This is a genomic window from Acinetobacter sp. ANC 4204 (genome assembly GCF_002135205.1).
In the GTDB taxonomy this organism is placed as follows: domain Bacteria; phylum Pseudomonadota; class Gammaproteobacteria; order Pseudomonadales; family Moraxellaceae; genus Acinetobacter.
In genome coordinates this window covers 115723-135862 of sequence record NZ_NEFZ01000010.1, presented here as the reverse complement: position 1 = coordinate 135862, position 20140 = coordinate 115723, and the positions used below count along the sequence as shown (strand labels likewise).

Genomic DNA, 20140 nt, shown 5'->3' with positions numbered 1-20140 from the left:
GACAGTTAGACTGATTCAACCAAACTAATCATTACATCGGCACAGCCTTCACGAGCGAGGCGAGCAGCTTTATATTCTTCGGAGTCATAGCATGCTTGTGCCGTTGCTAAGTCTGCAAACTCAATTACAACATGACGGCTAAATTCATGACCTTCTAAGCTATGTGAGTTACCCCCACGAGCCAAAAATTTAGCGCCATATTTCTGAAATGCAGCAGGGGCCAATTGCATATAGTGTTGGTATTGTTGCATGTCATGTATGGTTACATGTGCAATCCAGTAAGCAGTCATGGCGAATTCCTTTTAAGCCTGATCTAAAACATTTTTAGCAACTGCAGCGGCTTCCGCAATATGCTCAGCGACGGCTTGTTTTGCCCGATCGGGGTCTTGATGAATATAAATGGCTTCGCAGATATTTTTAATTCGTTGATAACCCGAAACTTCTCGCTTGGTTGATTTCATAGTCATGGCACGTAAACGGCTAATCCGACCATTTAAACGTTGTACCACTTCCCACGCAATGTAATGTTTAGCCGTGTTAAAGATGGTTTCATAGAGTTTGGCAGATGTTGCGATAATGTGATTAATATCATCAGCTGCAAAATCTTGTTCTAATTCGGCCAGTAGAACCTTTAAACGTTCACGGGTTGCATCATTAAGATTTTTAGTACAGTCCGCTACAGCACTTTGTTCGAGCAACAATCGAATTTCATAAATTTGCGAAGCAATGTCCCAATTCAGTAAAGAAACTATAGGGCCTTTGTTTGGCAAAATTTCAACAAGGCCTTCTGCTTCAAGGTAACGTATCACTTCACGGACCACAGAACGACTGACCCCTAGCTCTTCACATAATGTCCGTTCTACCAAACGTTTGCCCGATGGAAAGTAGCCCGTAATAATCGCATTGCGAACTTTCTCTAAACAAAGTTCACGCAAGGTGACTGGTGGATTTTCAATTTTAAGATTCATAAGAGTCGATCTTACCTAAATATGTGAGTCGCAATTTTGTTACATAACTTTCTTTGGAAAAGAGCATAACAAAGTATTGCATTTTTTTCATTATGTATTATGGTATACCATAAGATGTATAACAATACTAACCGACTCAACAGGGAAGAACAATGAACCTGATACGCAAAACTGTACTTCATATAGAAACCACCTATGTAGATGGCGCGAAAGAAGCCGCAACACCATTAAAAATGGTTGCAGCCGCCGCAGTCATTAAAAATCCATGGGCAGGACAGGGCTATGTTGAAAACTTAACCCCAGAAATCCGTCGTATCGCACCCATTTTAAGTGAACACTTAACCAAATTAATTATTGATGAGGTCGGTTCTGGTGCAGCCGTTGAAGCGTTTGGTAAAAGTGCCGTTGTAGGGCTAAATGGTGAACTTGAACATGCTTCAGCGCTTATTCACACCTTACATTTTGGCAACACTTATCGCAGTGCAGTAGAAGCCAAATCGTACTTGGCCTTTAACAATACTCGTGGTCCAGCCAATGCAGCCATTTTAGTTCCAATGATGGATAAAAATGATGAAGGTCGCCGCTCACATTATTTAACGTTGCAATTCGCCATCCCTGATGCACCTGGACCAGATGAAATTGTGATTGTAATTGGTGCTGCGACAACAGGACGTCCACACCACCGTATTGGTGATCGTTACAAGGATTTAGAAGAGTTAGGACATGATCTCAAAAACCCAGCAGCTGTCAAATAACCGTATTGCTCACTATTTTGAGCAAGGTGAAGGAGAACCTTTGGTTCTCATTCACGGAGTCGGTATGCAAGCGGAAGCATGGTACCCGCAAATCGAATTTTTTTCGAACCAATATCGGGTTATTTCAGTGGATATGCCCGGTCATGGTCAAAGTACTCAATTACCAGTCGATGCCTCATTACAAGACTTTGTCGACTGGACCATTGAATTTATTAGTGCGTTAGGTTTAGGTCCAGTCAATTTGGCTGGACACTCCATGGGCTCACTGATTACCGCAGGTGTTAGTGTCACGCGTCCTGATTTGGTCAAACGTATGGCGGTGTTAAATGGGGTATACCGTAGAACACCTCAAGCTCGCCAAGCGGTAATGCAACGTGCTGAAGAGTTGAAGCATGGCCATATTGATGTTGAAACACCGTTACAACGTTGGTTTGGTGAAAGTGAACTAGAACAAATTGCTTCAGCAAAAGTGAAATCTTGGTTAGAAAGTGTAAATCTGTTGGGGTATACCACCGCATATTCAGCATTTGCCAGCGGAGATGAAACCTATGCAGATGGTTGGTCAAAAATTGCCTGCCCAGCACTGGTTTTAACTGGGACAGACGACCCAAACTCAACAGCAGAAATGACCGAACAAATGGCGAATCAAGCGCCAAATGGAACAGCCGTTATTATTGAAAATGAAAGACATATGGTGAATTTAACCGCACCAGAAAAAGTTAATCAGGCAATGCAAGCTTGGCTGAATACAGCCGCTTAGGTTGCTGATCGATCACAGGAGTATCGACATGAGTGAACAGGATGTAGTTAATAAAATGCGCGAACTACGCGACGCTTTTGGGTCTTTCATGACTGGCGTTACCGTAGTCACTACCTGTAAAGAGGATGGAACGCCTCTAGGTTTTACTGCCAACTCTTTTGCTTCGGTGTCTTTGGACCCAGCTTTACTGCTTGTCAGTATTGCCAAGACATCAAGCAATTATCATAATTTTGCGGATGCTGCACATTTTGCAATTAATATTTTGGCAGAAGAGCAAAAAGATATTTCAAATACCTTTGCACGCCCAAGTGATGACCGTTTTGCAAATCTCGCATGGATAACCAGCCCTTGCAAGAACCCATTAATTGATCAAGTAAGTGCATGGTTTGACTGCACGACGCATCAGATTGTGGATGCGGGTGATCATGCGATTTTAATTGGTAAAGTTGAAAATTTTGCATCGGCAGGTTTTGCTGGATTAGGCTATTACCGTGGCGGCTATTTCACTCCAGCAAAACTTTCTGCTGAAGTCATTACTGGTCCGAAAGTCGTGATCAGTGCCATTATTGGCCATGAAAATAAAATTCTCTTGGTAGAAACGCCTGATCATAAATGGACGATTCCACATGTCATGGTCGGCAAAGATGGTGCCGATCAAGCATTAGAAAGCATTTTTGAACAATATCAGCCCGATGCTTCTGCTAGCTTCATTTATTCGGTTTATGAAAATATTGAAAATCAACAACAATATATTTCATTCTTATGTAATACCCCAGTAGATGATGCCATTGCGGGAACCTTTGTCGATTTAAACCAATTAGAACAACTCGAATTTGTCGATAGTGCCTTAGAAAGTATGTTAATGCGTTATCGTAAAGAGAATCACCTAAAAACATATGGTGTTTATTACGGTAATCAAACCAGCGGAACGGTTCGTCAAATTGTTAAAGAGGGAGTTTAATCATGCGTTTTTCATTATTTGTGCATATGGAACGAGTTTCTGATCAACAAACACAGAAGCAACTTTATGATGAAATGGTTGAACTCTGTCAAATTGCAGACCGTGGCGGTATGCATGCGATTTGGACGGGTGAACACCATGCGATGAACTTTACTATTGCTCCTAACCCCTTTATTAATTTAGCGGATTTGGCCAATAAAACTCAAAATGTACGTCTAGGTACAGGAACAATTGTTGCCCCTTTTTGGCATCCCATTAAGCTTGCTGGCGAAGCAGCGATGACCGATATTATTACCAATGGTCGTTTAGATATCGGGATTGCCCGTGGAGCCTATTCATTTGAATATGAACGGATGGTTCCTGGAATGGATGCATGGAGTGCAGGTCAGCGTCTACGTGAAATGATTCCCGCTGTAAAGAACTTATGGAAAGGCGATTACGAACATAAAGGTGAGTTTTGGCAGTTCCCGAAAACAACATCAGCACCGCAACCCCTTCAACAGCCTTTTCCGCCAATTTGGGTGGCTGCGCGTGATCCAAACAGCCACGAGTTTGCGGTGCAAAACGGCTGTAATGTGCAAGTGACACCTTTACATTTTGGCGATGACGAAGTTGAAAAACTAATGGGACACTTCAACACAGCTTGTGAAAAGTTTGCTGATATTCCTCGCCCTGAAATTATGTTACTCCGCCATACCTATGTAGCTGACAGTGAAGCAGACGCTCAATTGGCTGCTGATGAAATTAATACGTTCTATAACTATTTTGGTGCATGGTTTAAAAATGAGCGAGAAATTACTCAAGGCTTAATTGCACCATTAAGTGCTGAAGAAATCGCAGCACATCCATTTTATACCCCTGAAGCAATGCGTAAGAATAATGTGATTGGTCAAGCGCAAGAAGTAATTGATCGTCTGAAAGCTTATGAAGCGATGGGATATAACGAATATTCATTCTGGATTGACACTGGTATGAGTTTTGAACGCAAAAAAGCTTCGTTAGAACGTATGATCAATGAAGTAATGCCTGCATTTGCATAAGAGAGGCAAGGACGATGACCTCAGAATTTCAATTGTATATTAACGGTCAGTTTGAAGCGGGTGCTGCACGTTTTAGCAGTATTAACCCTGCAACTGGTCAAGTGTGGGCAGAAATGCCCGAGGCACGCAACGATGAAGTCAATCGTGCTGTCGATGCTGCACAGCAAGCATTAACTGATCCTGCTTGGGCTAGCTTAACTGCATCTCAGCGAGGACAGTTGCTTTATAAACTTGCCGATTTAATTGAACAGGCTGCACCGCAGTTAGCTGAAATTGAAACTCAGGATACAGGCAAGATTATACGTGAAACGTCTAGTCAAATTGCTTATGTGGCGCAGTATTACCGTTACTACGCAGGTGTTGCAGATAAAATACAGGGCAGCTTTATTCCTGTAGATAAACCAGACATGCAAGTGTGGACCGTGCGTGAACCTGTTGGGGTGATTGCTGCGATTGTGCCTTGGAACAGCCAACTGTTTTTGTCTGCTGTTAAACTTGGTCCAGCTTTGGCCGCAGGTTGCACTGTCGTGCTCAAAGCATCAGAAGAAGGGCCAGGGCCTTTACTTGAGTTTGCAAAACTTGTGCATGCCGCAGGTTTTCCAGCAGGTGTCGTGAACATTATTACAGGCTTCGGTCCTGAATGTGGTGCAGTGCTGAGTAGCCACCCTAAAGTAGCGCATGTCGCTTTTACGGGTGGGCCTGAAACAGCTAAGCATATCATCAAAAATAGTGCTGAAAATTTAGCCAAGGTTTCTTTGGAACTCGGCGGTAAATCTCCCTTTATCGTATTTGCAGATGCTGACTTACAAAGTGCAGTCAACGCACAAGTGGCTGCAATTTTTGCAGCAACAGGTCAAAGCTGTGTGGCTGGTTCGCGTTTATTGATTGAAGCCAGTATCAAAGATCAATTTCTGGAAAAATTGGTTGAGCGTGTACAGCATATTCGTGTTGGTTTACCAAATGACATGGCCACTGAGTATGGTCCACTTTGTACTTTGCGCCAACGTGAAAAAATTGAGCAGGTGGTACAGGCTTCTATTCAACAAGGAGCAATTTTGTTGACGGGTGGGCAGGCATTAGACAGAGATGGCTTTTATTATGCGCCAACCATTTTGGACTGTAGTACGGCACCTCAGGCCGATTGTATTACCACAGAATTGTTTGGACCAGTGCTATCGGTAGATAGCTTCACCACTGAACAAGAAGCCATCCAAAAAGCCAATAGCACCCCTTATGGTTTGGCTTCAGGTGTATTTACTACCAACTTAACCCGTGCCCACCGCATGACCAAAGCGATCTGTGCAGGTATTGTTTGGTTAAACACCTATCGAGCCGTTTCTCCTTTAGCTCCCTTTGGCGGCTATGGTTTATCGGGCCATGGTCGCGAAGGTGGCTTAGATGCGGTATTAGATTACACCACCACTAAAACGGTATGGCTAAGAACCTCAGATGACCCGATTGATGACCCCTTCGTCATGAGGTAAAGCTAGTTTATGCCATATTTTAAGATTATTTAATTATTTAGATAATTTAAATAAACGGATTGCTCGAAGAAAATGGATTTTCGATTGAGCCAACTTCGATGTAGATATCGAGTTGGCACAGCATTGCTTTATATAATTTTTAAAACAATGATCTACAAAATTTTATTTTATTCAATTCCGTTTGACTTAACAAAAAGGATATCCCTAGTAGACGAGGCTCAATTGCAATATTTTTTAGATTAATTAATAAATGGTTTAAAAATTGCTTTGCATTTTGGGAATAAAAAATTCCTTGAAAGAATTCTTGGAATCGTCATCTAGGCCAATTCTCTATAAAAGTGAGATTAAGGATATGAGTCAAAATGCAACAACAGGAAAAGCTTTTGAAATAGAAAGCAACAGTATCGATTATGTTGATCCGTCGCAAAGAAACGGCAACGTAAAAGATTTATTTACTTTATGGTTCTGTACCAATATTGCACCCTTGGCGGTGATTACGGGTGCTATGGCTGTACAGACATTTAAATTGAACATCATCAGTGCCTTTACAGCAATTCTGTTTGGTCATTTCTTTGGCGCCGCTATTTTAGCCTTAACCTCGGCGCAAGGGCCACAGGTCGGCATTCCTCAAATGATCCAGAGTCGTGCACAATTTGGTCGCTATGGCGCATTATTGGTGGTTATTTTTACGACTTTCATTTATCTGGGCTTTTTTACCTCCAACATTATTCTGTCGGGTAAAACCTTACATACCGTTATTCCTGCAATCCCCGTACCGACAGCAACCGTAATTGGTGCCATTGTTGCGACCTTAATCGGGATTATTGGTTATCACTTTATCCATAAGTTCAACAAAATTGGCACATGGTTTATGGGTGGGGCGCTTTTAATTGGTTTTGCACTGATGATTCCGCATGTAACGGCTGAGGTTCTTGCCAAAGGGTCTTTTAACTTAAAAGGTTGGTTTGCTATGTTCTGCGTATGCGCAATCTGGCAAATTAGTTTTTCTCCTTACACTTCGGATTATTCACGTTACCTACCTAAAGAAATTGGTATTTTCAAACCGTTTATTAATACCTACTTAGGTGCAGCTCTAGGTACGATCATTGCATTTAGCTTTGGTATGCTTGCAGTCAGTATTATGACCACCAATGATGCCATGCTTGCGGTTAAAACTGTCACAGGTGGTTTTGGCTATGTCCTCATGATTTTGTTCTTATGCAATATCATCGGGCATAATGCCATGAATTTATATGGTGCATCACTTTCCTTTATTACCGCGATTCAAACGTTTGCAGGAAAGTGGATTCCGAGTAAAAATACGCGCATTCTTTTGTCGATCTTCGTGCTCATTCTTTCGACAGGAACTGCACTCTGGGCATCAAGCAGCTTTATCAGCTACTTCCTAAACTTCATCTTTGCGTTGTTATTTATTCTTATTCCGTGGGTTGTTATTAACCTGATGGATTTCTATTACATCAACAAAAAGCGTTATGACATTGATTCTATTTTTGATGAAAACGGTGGTAAATACGGTAAATACAATGTCAAAACCCTCGCTGCCTATTTCATTGGAATTGTGGTTCAAATTCCATTCCTGACCAACTCGTTCTTTACTGGTACGTTTGCCAACATTATTCCAGATGTCGATATTTCGTGGATTGTCGGCATGTTGGTTACCGCAGTGATCTATTACCTGTTTAATCAGTCCAAGGTCTCTGCACGTCATTACGACGTCTCAACCAAAAAATGTTAAGTCAACGTAAAGACATTAGGTTTGTAAGGAATAAAAAATGAAACATTCATATTATCGCTTTAGCTTAGGTTTAATCAGTACGAGTCTCGCACTGCCTTGTTTTGCAGCAATTACTTTGGGTGATGCACAAACCGACACTGGCGCACTGACCATTTCAGGTTATGTACGTGCCAATTACCAAGATAAAAATTATGGTTCCGATAATGACCATAAACTGCAATTTAATGCTGCAAAGCTGGCTTTAGATTATTCAGCACCCAAATGGTTTGCACATGGTGAATACCGTTGCTATCAGTACAGTACCTTATGCGATTTCTCGACTTTGGTTGATGCTTATGCTGGTTATCGTTTTAATGAGCAACAAAATGTGACCGTAGGTTTACAACCGATTCCTTTTGGTGTGGCACGTTTTTGGGAAAGTTCATTATATGGTGGTATTAACAACACCATGGGCTTAGAAGATGCACATAATTTGGGCGTGAACTACCATCATGAACTGAATTCAACCAAAATAGATTTGGCTTACTTTGCTACTGATGGTGGAAACTATCATGGTGATAGTCGTGATTCAGCACGCTATACAGGTAACTTTGTAGAATCGGATGATCCAACACGTTCAACACTGAATGAAAAAAATATGTGGATTGGACGAATTAGCCAAGATATTAAATTAAGTAGCATACCTGATCTGAGTTTAAACCTAGGCGGTTCTTACTGGTATTCAGACATTGAAAATAAGACCACAGACTTAGACGGCTCCCGTAAAGCGTGGGCACTGTTTGGAAGTTTGGCTTATCAAAATCTAGCATTGACACTTACCGGTGGTAAAAATTCAGTAAGCAATCAAGATTCAACTGGTCCACATGAGTCAGTGATGGGTTCTTATGATGGTGAATATGACGTTGCCAATAAGGGTGCATTTTATACAGCCGATGTTCGTTATAATTTTAAAGATGTATACAAAGGCTTAAGCATTACACCGTATGCGGCATATACCACTTATGTCAAAGATCAGGATAGCTATAAAGATTCAACCCGAAACTTTTTAGGTGCTTCATTTGACTATAAAAAGGTATCTTTAGTGGCTGAATATATCTTCAGTAAGAATGACCCATTTATTGGTGGAACTCAGGCTGCTTTAGCGCAAGGCGATGCTGATGACAAATGGAATAGACTGTTGAACTTAACCTTCTTCTATTATTTCTAATTGGTAAAATGGGCAGACTGCTCAAAAAAATTTCCTCATTTATTTGGTATACCATATTTCAATAATATGGTATCCAATTTATTATTCAGTTAACGGAATACGCGCTACAGATATTTTGACTGAAGTTACAGTTTAAAAGGTAGGATATACAATGACTCCAATGGGACCACTTTTTCATCAGCAAGCATTGATTGCAGGGCAATGGTGCGATGCAGATAATCAACAAAAAACCACGATTTATAACCCTGCTAATCAGCAAGTGATCGGTCATGTTCCCAATATGGGCAAAGCTGAAGCAGAACGTGCGATTCAAGCAGCTTATGCAGCATGGCCAATGTGGAAAACTAAAACTGCAAAAGAACGTTCAGTTTTATTAAAAAAATGGTATGAGCTGATTATTCAACATAGTGATGAATTGGCAGCAATATTGACCATTGAACAGGGCAAGCCTTTATTTGAAGCCAAAGGTGAGATTGTTTATGCTGCCAGTTTTATTGAATGGTTTGCTGAAGAAGCGAAACGAATTTATGGGGATGTTATCCCTAGCCCTTATCCAGACGCGCGCATTGTTGTAAACAAACAACCGATTGGTGTCGTTGCAGCGATTACCCCTTGGAATTTTCCTGCTGCGATGATTACCAGAAAAGTGGCACCTGCACTGGCTGCGGGTTGTCCTTGTATTGTCAAACCTGCACCTGAAACACCATTTACAGCTCTAGCCTTAGCTGATTTAGCGGTACAAGCTGGAATTCCTGCAGAAATTTTGAGTGTGATTACAGGCGACGCAGTGCAAATTGGTGATGCTATTTTCTCTAGTGATGCTGTACGCAAGTTTACGTTCACTGGCTCAACACCTGTAGGGAAAATGCTTCTGCAACAATCAGCAAAAACCCTGAAAAAAGTTTCCTTGGAATTGGGCGGCAACGCACCGTTTATTGTATTTGATGATGCTGATGTCGACGCCGCTGTTGAAGGTGCCTTAATCGCCAAGTTCCGAAATGCAGGACAAACCTGTGTATGTGTAAATCGCTTTTTGGTGCAAGCAGGAATTTATGAAAAATTCATTCAAGTCTTCAAAAGTAAAATTGAAGCCTTAAAAGTCGGTAATGGTTTAGAAGCAGGACATGAAATTGGCCCGTTGATTAATCAAGGTGCAGTGGAAAAAGTTCAATCACACATTCAAGATGCACTTTCCAAACAGGGGCGTTTAGTGACTGGTGGACAAAGCCACGTAGCGGGTCCTCTGTTTTTTGAACCGACACTGATTGCCGATGCAAATAGTGAGATGTTAGTGGCAACTCAAGAAACTTTTGGTCCACTTGCAGCGGTATTTAAGTTTGAAACTGAAGATCAAGCCGTACAGATGGCAAATGACACAGAATATGGTCTTGCTGCTTATTGTTATACCCGAGACTTAGGCCGTGCATGGCGTATGAGTGAACAGCTTGAGTACGGTATGGTTGGGATCAATAAGGGTCTGATTTCAAATGAAGTGGCGCCTTTTGGTGGCGTGAAACATTCAGGTTTGGGGCGTGAGGGTTCTAAATATGGTATTGAAGACTATCTTGAAATTAAATACACCTTATTTGGAGGCATTTAAGTATGAGCAATGAAAAATTTGAAAAAGGTTTAGCTATTCGTAAGCAAGTCTTGGGTGAAGAATACGTCAATAACTCGCTCAACAATGCCGATGATTTCAATCTTCCCTTACAAGAGCTTGTGACAGAATATTGCTGGGGCGCAGTTTGGGGCAGAGAAGAACTTTCGAAAGCTGAAAGAAGCATGATTAATTTGGCGATGATTTCTGCTTTGAACCGTCCACATGAATTAAAACTACATGTCAAAGGTGCATTGCGTAATGGTGTGCCCAAAGAAAAAATTCGTGAGGTATTGCTACAAGTCGCAATTTACTGTGGCGTACCTGCGGCAGTGGATAGTTTTCGTATTGCTAAAGAAGCGATTAAAGAGTTTGAAGCAGACGCTTAGTGCTATGTATGAATAATAAAAAGAGAAACAGCAGTTTCTCTTTTTATTTGGTTCGTTGTGCCATTACATCAAAGTATAAAGCACCTACTTTATTATTTTTTAACTGTTATAAGCACGTTCGTTATGCTCAATAATATCAAGACCTTGCTGTTCTTCTTCTGCACTGACCCGTAACCCGATTGTCATATCTATGCCTTTCATAATGAGCCATGTAAAACATCCACAGTACACAATAGTTAAGACAATGCCTGCAACTTGAGCAAAGAATTGCTGGACTAAATTAACATCGCTTACAGTACCCCCTAAAGCAGGAATACAGAAAATGCCTGTTAATATTGCCCCAACCATGCCACCTACACCGTGTAAGGCAAATACATCAACAGCATCATCAAAACCAAATTTTCGCTTTAATTTAGTCACAGCATAAAAACAACAAATACTTGTAAGGAAGCCAATCGCAAGCGCACCTAATGGTCCAACATAGGCAGCAGCAGGCGTAATGCCAACCAAGCCAGCAACAGCTCCTGAAGCCAGTCCAAGAGATGTCACATGTTTTGCCATCATTTTTTCAATACACATCCAACCAGTAATACCTGCACAAGTCGCAAGCATTGTGGTTAACAGTGCGACGCCCGCTGTGGTGTTGGCAGAGAGCGCAGAACCGACATTAAAACCAAACCAACCTGCCCATAATAGTGCAGCACCAATCATGGTATATACTAAATTGTGTGGCGGCATCGCTGTCGTAGGCCAGCCGTGACGTTTCCCCAAAACCAATACACCGACCAAGGCCGCAATACCAGAGTTAATATGAACCGCTGTCCCGCCAGCAAAATCTAACACCCCCCAGTTGTGCATAATTGCCCCAGGGCCACCCCAGACCATATGTGCTAAAGGGCCATAAACTAAAGTCAGCCAAAGTGCAGCAAAGATTATAACAGCACTAAACTTCATACGTTCTGCAAAAGCACCAATGGCAATACAAGGTGTAATAATGGCAAAAGTTAGACCAAAAGTAATCAACACATACTCAGGCACACCGCCCACCAAGGTCTGGTCATTTATGCCGAGTAGAAATGCTTTATTTAAGGAACCTACAAAACTATTAAGGTTTAAATTCCCTTCGGTCATGTTACTGGTGTCGGAGGTCATACTATAAACAAATGCCACCCATAAAATGGCTGAAATACCTGCAACGGCAAAGAATTGAGAGAACAAGGACAAAACATTTTTTGACCGTAGCATTCCACCATAAAATAAGGCAAGACCTGGAATGAACATCATCAGTACTAAAATTGCAGAGATCATCATCCATACTGTAGATGCAGCATCTAAGTGAGGTTCTTCGGCAAAAACACAGGTAGGAATAAGGAATAGCAAGGCCAGAAAGATTTTTTTTAACACATGAATCATGATGAAGTACTCCCAATGGAGGATTTGCTTATTTGATTGGCTCTTAAATAGAAATACATAAGATCAGCATTCCTAAAGAGAATAATAATTTCCTTTCAGTTAAAGCAATTCTTGTACCATGATTATTTATTAAGCATTCTTATGACGTGACAATGTAGTGTGATTGATAAAACTATGAAACATTGAAATGATTGAAAGGTGTATGTGATTTAGCTTTAATATTTTCACATGCACCATTTCTTAAAACAGGTACCATACAGAAACTTATACTTCTCCATTTGATCCATAGTTCATAATTGAGAGTAAACGAATTGGCACTTTAATCAGTTTTTCTGGTCCATGTGGGATTTCACCTTCAAGTGTTAAACAGTCACCTGGCTGCATGTGGAAAATTTCATGACCATGGCGATACATTAATTCACCTTCAACCAGATACAACATTTCTGTACCAGGATGAGCAAAGGTCGGGAACTCCTCACTAGCATCATCCATACTCACCAAATAAGCCTCAAAATTTTTACGTGGGCCACGTGAATGCGTAATGAGATGATACGTGTGTCCTTTTTCAGTTCCACGACGTACAACTTCCATACCTTCACCTGATTTAACCAACATGGCATTACTTTCTTGTTGGTCATATTGACTAAACAACGTTGACATTGGAATACCGAGGACTTCACATAGGCGACTAAGAGTTTCAAGGCTAGTCGAAACCTGAGCATTTTCAATTTTACTTAACATGCCTTGGCTAATACCTGAAATTTGGGCTACTTCAGACAGTTTGAGGCTCTGTTCTTGTCGATGTTTCTTAATTTGAATACCTATATATTGTTCCAACTTTAGGCTGTTCTTGGTTTGACTCATTATGGTTCAACTCTGCACTGTTTTGAAAATTATGCCTTTTAAATTCTACTAAAAATAAAAAACTATTGTTCTATATTTTAATAATCCTCTTGTGAAATAAATATTCCTATAAGGAAATTAAAGGCTTGGCTGTTTTTTATCAAATTCTTCTGCAAAAAATGAAACTTGGCAAGAGATTTGCTTTTCTCTTTGGGAAATAAAATTTCTTGATATGAAACTTGCATTAATATAAATATCTCAATGCATTTTTCAAGCCAAACACTGTTTTTGTCATATTAGGAGTATGTCAATCATGTTGCAGCAGGCTGTAAAGGAGATGTTTGATCACCACGAAGTGATCAACAAACCCATGTATCGTTCAGAAGTACAAAAAGTCATTGATCAACATCATTTGAAATATGTGCTTGCACAATTTGTGGATATTCATGGTGCAGCAAAAACAAAATCAGTTCCAATTTCTGGTTTAAAAGCCATTGAGAAAGATGGTGTAGGCTTTGCTGGATTTGCAATTTCTGGTATGGGAATGCAACCGCATGGCCCTGACTTTATGGTAAAAGGGGATTTATCTACTTTAATTCCTGTCCCTTGGCAACCTGGTTATGGCCGCGTGGTTTGCGAAGGACATGTAAATGGTAAACCTCACCCTTATGACACTCGTTATGTACTGCGTAAACAAGTACAACGTTTGGCTGAGAAAGGTTGGACATTAAATACAGGTTTAGAACCAGAATTTAGTCTTTTCCGTCGTGGAGAAGATGGCAAATTAAAAGCTGTGGATGACTCAGATACTTTAGATAAACCTTGTTATGACTATAAAGGTCTTTCCCGTTCTCGTCAGTTCCTTGAGCGCTTAACTGAAGCATTAATCCCCGTAGGTTTTGATATTTATCAAATTGATCATGAAGATGCCAATGGGCAATTTGAGATTAATTATACTTATAGTGATGCTATGAATTCGGCAGATATGTTTACTTTCTTCCGCATGGCAGCAGGAGAAATTGCCAATGATTTAGGCATGATTTGTTCATTTATGCCTAAACCAGATCCTAAACGAGCAGGAAATGGAATGCACTTCCATTTGTCTATTGGTAGTGATGAATCAAATAACTTATTTCATGATCCGAGCGACCCAAGCGGTATGGGGCTGTCAAAAATGGCTTACCAATTTATTGCTGGTTTGTTGGCTCATGCACCAGCACTTTGCGCATTTTGTGCCCCAACCGTCAACTCTTACAAACGCTTAGTGGTTGGTCGTTCACTGTCGGGCGCAACATGGGCACCTGCTTTTATCACTTACGGAGCAAATAACCGTTCGGCAATGGTCCGTATTCCCTATGGACGTATTGAGCTTCGACTACCAGATGCAGGCTGTAATCCCTATTTAGTTTCTGCAGCCATCATTGCCGCTGGTTTAGATGGTATTGAGCGTGAACTTAGCCCGCCAACCGCATGCAATGAAAATTTATACACCTTAGGTTTTGATGAAATTGCAGAACGTGGCATTGAAACCTTACCACAGTCCTTAAAAGAAGCGGTCGATGCTTTAAAAGCTGATCCATTATTTAAAGACAAAATGGGTGCAGAGATTGTGGGTGAGTTTATTGAACAAAAAAGTATGGAATGGGTCGAATACTGTCGTCACGTTTCGGACTGGGAAATACAGCGTTATACCGAGTTCTTTTAAGCAAAAGACCTAATGTCACCGCTAATACAAAGCAATGAATACAAAATAATCGGAGAAAGAATATGTGTGGAATTGTTGGCTTATATCTTAAAAACCCAGCGCTTGAATCACAATTAGGCAAGTTATTTGAACCAATGCTAGAAGCCATGACTGGACGTGGTCCAGATAGTGCGGGCTTCGCCATTTATGGTGATGAAGTACAAGATGGCTGGGTCAAATTGACCTTACAAAGCGCAGATGAAAGCTTTAACTGGCAAGGTTTTTCAGAAAAATTACAAGCAAAACTGGGCACAGGGTTTGACTGGTTTCAAAATGCAACTGCGGCGGTGTTAAAAGTTGAAGCAGATGAAGCCACTGTTCGTGCTGCCATTACTGAACTTGCATCTGAACTTAAAATTATGAGCGTGGGGCAAAGCATTGAAATCTTAAAAGGCATGGGTCTTCCAGTCGAAATTTCTGAACGTTTTGGCTTAGCTAAGATGAAAGGTAGCCACATCATTGGGCATACCCGTATGGCGACTGAAAGTGCTGTAACGATGGAAGGCAGCCATCCTTTTTCTACGGGTGCCGACTTATGTTTAGTACATAACGGTTCATTATCGAATCATGCCCGTTTACGCCAAGAACTCAAACGTGAAGGCATTAGCTTCGAAACAGATAACGATACCGAAGTTGCGGCAGGTTATCTCACTTGGCGCTTACAGCAAGGGGACAATCTTGAGCAAGCGTTAAATCATGCACTGGATGACTTAGATGGCTTCTTTACTTTTGCCATTGGGACACGCGATGGTTTTGCCGTGATTCGTGATCCGATTGCTTGTAAACCCGCGGTTTTGGCTGAAACGGATGATTACGTTGCCATGGCTTCTGAATATCAAGCCTTAGCCTCATTACCGAATATTGATAAAGCCAAAGTGTGGGAGCCAGAGCCAGCGACTTTATATGTTTGGGAACGTTCTTCAACCAATAGCAGTGCAGCAGCATAAGTTAACAGAAAAATTGGAGTAAAAATATGAATAGCACAGTACTAGCAGAAAAAATGACTTCAACCACTTTTAAAGATACTTATGATCTAAGCGTGGATACGATTCGTGAGCTGAATCAGGCGTTACATACTGCAGAAATTGTTGAAGAAGTCACATCTTGGAAAGTTAAAAATCCAGCGGGTCAACATAACATTGCCGTAGGGATTAAAGCGCCCGTTCAAGTCACCATTGATGGACATGCAGGTTATTACTGTGCAGGCATGAATCAAGAAGCAGACATCGTGGTGAATGGTAATGTCGGTGTAGGCGTAGCTGAAAATATGATGTCAGGTTCTGTTTATATTAAAGGCAATGCATCGCAAGCGGCAGGCGCAACGGCACATGGTGGTTTGCTGGTGATTGAAGGAGATGCAGGTGCCCGCTGTGGCATTTCCATGAAAGGCGTGGATATTGTGGTGGGCGGTAGTATTGGTCATATGAGCTGCTTCATGGGTCAAGCAGGTCGCTTGGTGGTGTGTGGAGATGCAGGTGATGCACTTGGCGACTCACTCTATGAAACCCGTATTTATGTTAAAGGCACAGTGAAATCACTGGGTTCAGATTGTATTGAAAAAGAAATGCGCCCTGAGCACATTGCTGAATTGACTGAGTTATTAGCAAAAGCGGGTTTTGACCAAGATCCAAGCACATTTAAACGCTACGGTTCCGCACGCCAACTTTATAACTTCAAAGTAGACAATGCATCTGCTTACTAAGAATTCAACGTATTTGGAGAAATCATCATGACACAAGCGACTACTACATTTGAGCCAGTATTACGTGAATCCGCTACGTTTGATCGTTTGACGATTCAAGAAATTCAACGTGCAGCTGCAACAGGGATCTACGATATTCGTGGTGGCGGTACTAAACGCCATTTACCACACTTTGATGATTTACTGCTTTTGGGCGCGAGTATGTCGCGTTACCCATTAGAAGGTTACCGTGAAAAATGTGGCACCGATGTGGTGTTGGGTACACGTTTTGCGAAAAAACCAATTCATTTAAAAATTCCAGTGACCATTGCAGGGATGAGCTTCGGTGCTTTGTCTGCCAATGCCAAAGAATCACTCGGTCGTGGCGCCTCTATGGTGGGGACATCGACAACGACAGGTGATGGCGGAATGACACCTGAAGAGCGTGGTCATTCTGAAACATTAGTGTACCAATATCTTCCTTCACGTTATGGTATGAACCCAGACGATTTACGCAAAGCAGATGCCATTGAAATTGTACTCGGACAAGGTGCAAAACCAGGCGGTGGCGGCATGCTACTCGGCATGAAGGTCACTGAGCGTGTTGCGGGTATGCGTACACTTCCAGTAGGTGTCGATCAACGTAGTGCATGTCGTCATCCTGATTGGACAGGCCCAGATGACTTAGCCATTAAAATTGCTGAAATCCGTGAAATTACTGATTGGGAAAAACCGATTTATGTCAAAATCGGGGCGAGCCGTCCGTACTATGATGTCAAACTTGCAGTTAAAGCAGGGGCGGATGTCATTGTATTAGATGGTATGCAAGGCGGTACTGCTGCAACTCAAGAAGTATTTATTGAGCATGTCGGTATTCCAATTTTGTCTGCGATTCCTCAAGCTGTTCAGGCGCTGCAAGAAATGGGAATGCATCGTAAGGTTCAGCTCATCGTTTCAGGCGGAATTCGTACAGGTGCTGATGTTGCAAAAGCGATGGCATTGGGTGCAGATGCAGTGGCGATTGGCACTGCTGCACTGATTGCATTAGGTGATAACCATCCTCGTTTAAATGAAGAGTTAAATAAAATTGGCTCTGCGTCGGGTTATTATGATGATTGGCAGAATGGACGTGATCCTGCAGGGATTACTACCCAAGACCCAGAGTTGGCTCAACGCTTAGACCCAATTGAAGGAGGGCGCCACTTAGCCAATTATTTACGGGTCTTGGTATTAGAAGCCCAAACCATGGCGCGCGCTTGTGGTAAATCGCACTTACACAACCTTGACCCTGAAGATTTGGTTGCGTTAACTGTTGAAGCTGCAGCAATGGCCCGTGTACCACTTGCAGGAACAAACTGGGTTCCAGGGCAATTACAGTATTAAGCTTAGAAATGATTTTGGTTCTGAATGGCTTTAGTTGCACAAAACTGTTCTTAAGGGCTTCTTCAGCAATATGATTTTCAAATGAAGAAGCCTACACACAAAATCTACCGCACAACCAATTGGCCCGCATATAACCGACCTCTCATTAATCGTGGGAATATTGCCATTTGGTTCGATCCAAAGACCCAGTGGTATGCACAATCATAAGGCAATCATGGTCGGAATCAAACTTACTCTGACACCGCTATTCAATGCTGTTTAATGATTAAATCTTTATTCAGACTCTCTGTACGCATGGTCACAGGTTTTGTTCAAAGTCTGATTAACCTTTGCGGATTAAATTGGGCAGCACCAGATTACAGTACGCTGTGTAGCAGACAAAAGCATATTGATATTCAAATTAGCTATGAGAAGAGTTGCAATAGACTGCATATACTCGTCGATTCCACGGGCTTGAAGTTTTTAGGTGAAGGTGAATGGAAACGTAAGAAACATCAGCCTGAATATCGTCACCAATGGCGTAAATTACATATTGGTATAGATGCTAAAACCATGCAAACACATGCTATTCAGCTCACAATCAATAATGTCAGTGATTAACAGCTACTTGGTGATTTACTTGATCAGATTCCACAAGATGAGCAGATTGACTCTGTTTATACCGATGGAGCTTATGACACCAAGAAATGCCGTCCGGTCATTGCGGATCGGCAAAAACATGCAGTGATTCCTCCTAGGAAAAATGCCAAGTTTTGGAAAGATACAAAGACCAGTTCGCTAGAGCGAAATGAATTACTTCGAACAGTTAAAACGTTTAGGCAGGACACTATGGAAAAAATGGTGAGGCTATCATCGCCGAAGTTTGGTTGAAACCAAGATGTACTGCATCAAATTATTAAGTGATAAACTCAGTTCAAGAAACCTTCGAAGCCAAGTCAATGAGGTTCATGCATGTGTAGCAGTCCTTAACAAATTTATGGAATTAGGTCGACCACATACCCAAGTTGTAACTTAAATTTGAGTTGCTTAAAAGAACTCTATCTTTAAAGGCTTTATGCAATAAAGCCCAACGCAACTAATCCATTTATTGGTGTTGATCATGCTTGGATGAGTGGACCGACTTTTCCTCCCCATCAAGGCTTTTCAGCAGTTTCATATTTATTCCTTGATTCAGAAACAGGAATTAATAATCGTGACTCAATTGGGACTCAAAATCTTATAAAATCAGGTGGTCTGCATTGGACGACCGCGGGTAAAGGGATCGTACATGAAGAAGTTCCTGCTGAAACAGGAAAGACCGTACATTCCCTACTAATCTTTATTAGCCTGCCATTGACTCCACCCACTGAAGTCACAATGTTGGACATTAGTTTTTAGAACCAAACGCAGAACTTGTTTTGAACTTAGCACCTGAACATTCAGGCTTTCTCTTACCTGTCTATGGCAAAGTTAGGGTAGATGATCAAACCATTAAACTTGATGATTTATAGGTTCCTATTTTTAATGAAAAAGAAGTAGCTCAGTATAGTACTTTGAAAGCTCTCGAACGAGGAGCAAAACTCGTTTTTTTTTAGTGCTAAACCATTATTAAATTAAATGAGGGAACTCAAACGATTTACAAGTGAAGATTCAGCATTGTTATTGATTGACCATCAAGTTGGAACAATGAGCTGGGTTAACTCGATTTCACTTGAAGAGATGAAACGCCATGCAGTTATGTTGGCTAAAACAGCAAAAATTCTGAATATTCCGACTGTACTTACTTCAAGTATGGAAAAATATGCTCAGGGACCTTTGATGGATGAACTGAAAGATAATTTACCTGTTGAGTTCGAAGCGTGTATTAAGCGTCTAGGCATCGTCAACGCAATGGACGATGATATTTTTGCCGCAGCAGTTACAGCAACAGGACGTAAACGTATCATCATTGCGTGGCTAACAAATGACGTATGTACCGTTTATCCAACATTAATGAGGCAAATTGTGCAAGAAATTGTCATGCCTACATTGCAAGGTTAAATAATAGAAGAGAGAGTTATGAATTTAAATTTTCATAACTGTCAAATTTTTGATAAAAAGTTTGTCTTAAATTTCGGATTTTTTATTGGTTTTTGCTGCTATAGATAACTGGCGGAAGCAAAATATTCAATACTTCTAAA

General features: G+C 41.3%; 19 protein-coding genes and 1 pseudogene. 16 read left to right on the top strand and 4 right to left on the bottom strand.

Annotated elements, in window-relative coordinates; genetic code table 11:
* Positions 1–5 precede the first annotated feature (5 nt).
* On the bottom strand, positions 6–290 hold the full coding sequence (locus B9T36_RS16845) for a DUF1330 domain-containing protein (RefSeq protein ID WP_086210601.1): 285 nt from the start codon (positions 288–290) through the stop codon (positions 6–8).
* A 12-nt stretch (positions 291–302) separates the two neighbouring features.
* The gene (locus B9T36_RS16840) at positions 303–968 is read right to left on the bottom strand and encodes a GntR family transcriptional regulator (RefSeq protein WP_086210600.1); all 666 of its coding nucleotides are present in this window, start codon (positions 966–968) and stop codon (positions 303–305) included.
* A gap of 152 nt (positions 969–1120) precedes the next feature.
* On the opposite strand from B9T36_RS16840, the gene B9T36_RS16835 reads away from it, so the two are divergent.
* From B9T36_RS16835 to B9T36_RS16795, 9 genes are all read left to right on the top strand, one after another.
* Positions 1121–1723, top strand: coding sequence for an amino acid synthesis family protein (locus B9T36_RS16835; protein WP_086210599.1), 603 nt, complete (start codon positions 1121–1123; stop codon positions 1721–1723).
* Complete coding sequence (locus tag B9T36_RS16830; RefSeq protein ID WP_086210598.1) at positions 1692–2483, top strand: alpha/beta fold hydrolase; 792 nt, start codon at positions 1692–1694, stop codon at positions 2481–2483. The genes B9T36_RS16835 and B9T36_RS16830 overlap by 32 nt, the downstream gene beginning before the upstream one ends.
* A gap of 28 nt (positions 2484–2511) precedes the next feature.
* Positions 2512–3444 carry a flavin-dependent trigonelline monooxygenase reductase component gene (gene tgnA, locus B9T36_RS16825; RefSeq protein ID WP_086210597.1) on the top strand — a complete coding sequence of 311 codons (933 nt, stop codon included), beginning with the start codon at positions 2512–2514 and terminating at the stop codon, positions 3442–3444.
* 2 nt (positions 3445–3446) lie between these two features.
* Positions 3447–4484, top strand: a complete 1038-nt coding sequence (gene tgnB / locus B9T36_RS16820) for a flavin-dependent trigonelline monooxygenase oxygenase component (RefSeq protein WP_086210596.1) — start codon at positions 3447–3449, stop codon at positions 4482–4484.
* A 14-nt stretch (positions 4485–4498) separates the two neighbouring features.
* On the top strand, positions 4499–5968 hold the full coding sequence (tgnC, locus tag B9T36_RS16815) for a (Z)-2-((N-methylformamido)methylene)-5-hydroxybutyrolactone dehydrogenase (protein WP_086210595.1): 1470 nt from the start codon (positions 4499–4501) through the stop codon (positions 5966–5968).
* 352 nt (positions 5969–6320) lie between these two features.
* Positions 6321–7724: a purine-cytosine permease family protein gene (locus B9T36_RS16810; protein WP_086210594.1), complete on the top strand. Its 1404-nt coding sequence runs from the start codon at positions 6321–6323 to the stop codon at positions 7722–7724.
* A gap of 37 nt (positions 7725–7761) precedes the next feature.
* Positions 7762–8931, top strand: coding sequence for a porin (locus B9T36_RS16805; protein ID WP_086210593.1), 1170 nt, complete (start codon positions 7762–7764; stop codon positions 8929–8931).
* Positions 8932–9082: 151 nt separating this feature from the next.
* Entirely contained in the window at positions 9083–10531 is a 1449-nt protein-coding gene (locus tag B9T36_RS16800; RefSeq protein WP_086210592.1) for an NAD-dependent succinate-semialdehyde dehydrogenase, read from the top strand.
* A gap of 2 nt (positions 10532–10533) precedes the next feature.
* A complete protein-coding gene (locus tag B9T36_RS16795; protein ID WP_086210591.1) occupies positions 10534–10917 on the top strand; it encodes a carboxymuconolactone decarboxylase family protein in 384 nt (127 codons plus the stop codon).
* A 99-nt stretch (positions 10918–11016) separates the two neighbouring features.
* Here the strand turns inward: B9T36_RS16795 and B9T36_RS16790 are convergent, their stop codons facing one another.
* Together B9T36_RS16790 and B9T36_RS16785 are read right to left on the bottom strand one after the other, a co-directional pair.
* Positions 11017–12330 (bottom strand): ammonium transporter, encoded by a 1314-nt coding sequence (locus tag B9T36_RS16790; RefSeq protein ID WP_416202568.1) that lies wholly within the window; start codon positions 12328–12330, stop codon positions 11017–11019.
* A 264-nt stretch (positions 12331–12594) separates the two neighbouring features.
* Complete coding sequence (locus B9T36_RS16785; RefSeq protein WP_086210589.1) at positions 12595–13194, bottom strand: helix-turn-helix domain-containing protein; 600 nt, start codon at positions 13192–13194, stop codon at positions 12595–12597.
* 292 nt (positions 13195–13486) lie between these two features.
* On the opposite strand from B9T36_RS16785, the gene glnT reads away from it, so the two are divergent.
* The 7 genes and pseudogenes from glnT to B9T36_RS16750 all read left to right on the top strand — a co-directional run bounded on the left by glnT (position 13487) and on the right by B9T36_RS16750 (position 20000).
* Complete coding sequence (gene glnT, locus B9T36_RS16780; RefSeq protein ID WP_228147026.1) at positions 13487–14878, top strand: type III glutamate--ammonia ligase; 1392 nt, start codon at positions 13487–13489, stop codon at positions 14876–14878.
* Positions 14879–14940: 62 nt separating this feature from the next.
* Complete coding sequence (locus tag B9T36_RS16775; RefSeq protein ID WP_086210588.1) at positions 14941–15864, top strand: class II glutamine amidotransferase; 924 nt, start codon at positions 14941–14943, stop codon at positions 15862–15864.
* 26 nt (positions 15865–15890) lie between these two features.
* Complete coding sequence (locus B9T36_RS16770; RefSeq protein ID WP_086210587.1) at positions 15891–16619, top strand: protein glxC; 729 nt, start codon at positions 15891–15893, stop codon at positions 16617–16619.
* Positions 16620–16646: 27 nt separating this feature from the next.
* Complete coding sequence (locus tag B9T36_RS16765) at positions 16647–17981, top strand: FMN-binding glutamate synthase family protein (RefSeq protein WP_086210586.1); 1335 nt, start codon at positions 16647–16649, stop codon at positions 17979–17981.
* 81 nt (positions 17982–18062) lie between these two features.
* Positions 18063–18996: pseudogene (locus B9T36_RS16760) on the top strand (IS5 family transposase).
* Positions 18997–19088: 92 nt separating this feature from the next.
* Entirely contained in the window at positions 19089–19358 is a 270-nt protein-coding gene (locus tag B9T36_RS16755; RefSeq protein ID WP_228147025.1) for a pirin family protein, read from the top strand.
* 288 nt (positions 19359–19646) lie between these two features.
* A complete protein-coding gene (locus B9T36_RS16750; protein ID WP_308463953.1) occupies positions 19647–20000 on the top strand; it encodes a hypothetical protein in 354 nt (117 codons plus the stop codon).
* Positions 20001–20140: the final 140 nt, after the last annotated feature.

Coding starts and splice junctions, on each gene's coding strand:
- tgnB (WP_086210596.1), top strand. CDS start 3,447: ATGCGTTTTTCATTATTTGTGCATATGGAACGAGTTTCTGATCAACAA.
- B9T36_RS16830 (WP_086210598.1), top strand. CDS start 1,692: ATGATCTCAAAAACCCAGCAGCTGTCAAATAACCGTATTGCTCACTAT.
- B9T36_RS16755 (WP_228147025.1), top strand. CDS start 19,089: ATGAGTGGACCGACTTTTCCTCCCCATCAAGGCTTTTCAGCAGTTTCA.
- B9T36_RS16765 (WP_086210586.1), top strand. CDS start 16,647: ATGACACAAGCGACTACTACATTTGAGCCAGTATTACGTGAATCCGCT.
- B9T36_RS16795 (WP_086210591.1), top strand. CDS start 10,534: ATGAGCAATGAAAAATTTGAAAAAGGTTTAGCTATTCGTAAGCAAGTC.
- B9T36_RS16810 (WP_086210594.1), top strand. CDS start 6,321: ATGAGTCAAAATGCAACAACAGGAAAAGCTTTTGAAATAGAAAGCAAC.
- B9T36_RS16785 (WP_086210589.1), bottom strand. CDS start 13,194: ATGAGTCAAACCAAGAACAGCCTAAAGTTGGAACAATATATAGGTATT.
- tgnC (WP_086210595.1), top strand. CDS start 4,499: ATGACCTCAGAATTTCAATTGTATATTAACGGTCAGTTTGAAGCGGGT.
- B9T36_RS16835 (WP_086210599.1), top strand. CDS start 1,121: ATGAACCTGATACGCAAAACTGTACTTCATATAGAAACCACCTATGTA.
- B9T36_RS16845 (WP_086210601.1), bottom strand. CDS start 290: ATGACTGCTTACTGGATTGCACATGTAACCATACATGACATGCAACAA.
- B9T36_RS16840 (WP_086210600.1), bottom strand. CDS start 968: ATGAATCTTAAAATTGAAAATCCACCAGTCACCTTGCGTGAACTTTGT.
- tgnA (WP_086210597.1), top strand. CDS start 2,512: ATGAGTGAACAGGATGTAGTTAATAAAATGCGCGAACTACGCGACGCT.
- B9T36_RS16775 (WP_086210588.1), top strand. CDS start 14,941: ATGTGTGGAATTGTTGGCTTATATCTTAAAAACCCAGCGCTTGAATCA.
- B9T36_RS16800 (WP_086210592.1), top strand. CDS start 9,083: ATGACTCCAATGGGACCACTTTTTCATCAGCAAGCATTGATTGCAGGG.
- B9T36_RS16750 (WP_308463953.1), top strand. CDS start 19,647: ATGAGCTGGGTTAACTCGATTTCACTTGAAGAGATGAAACGCCATGCA.
- B9T36_RS16805 (WP_086210593.1), top strand. CDS start 7,762: ATGAAACATTCATATTATCGCTTTAGCTTAGGTTTAATCAGTACGAGT.
- glnT (WP_228147026.1), top strand. CDS start 13,487: ATGTTGCAGCAGGCTGTAAAGGAGATGTTTGATCACCACGAAGTGATC.
- B9T36_RS16790 (WP_416202568.1), bottom strand. CDS start 12,330: ATGATTCATGTGTTAAAAAAAATCTTTCTGGCCTTGCTATTCCTTATT.
- B9T36_RS16770 (WP_086210587.1), top strand. CDS start 15,891: ATGAATAGCACAGTACTAGCAGAAAAAATGACTTCAACCACTTTTAAA.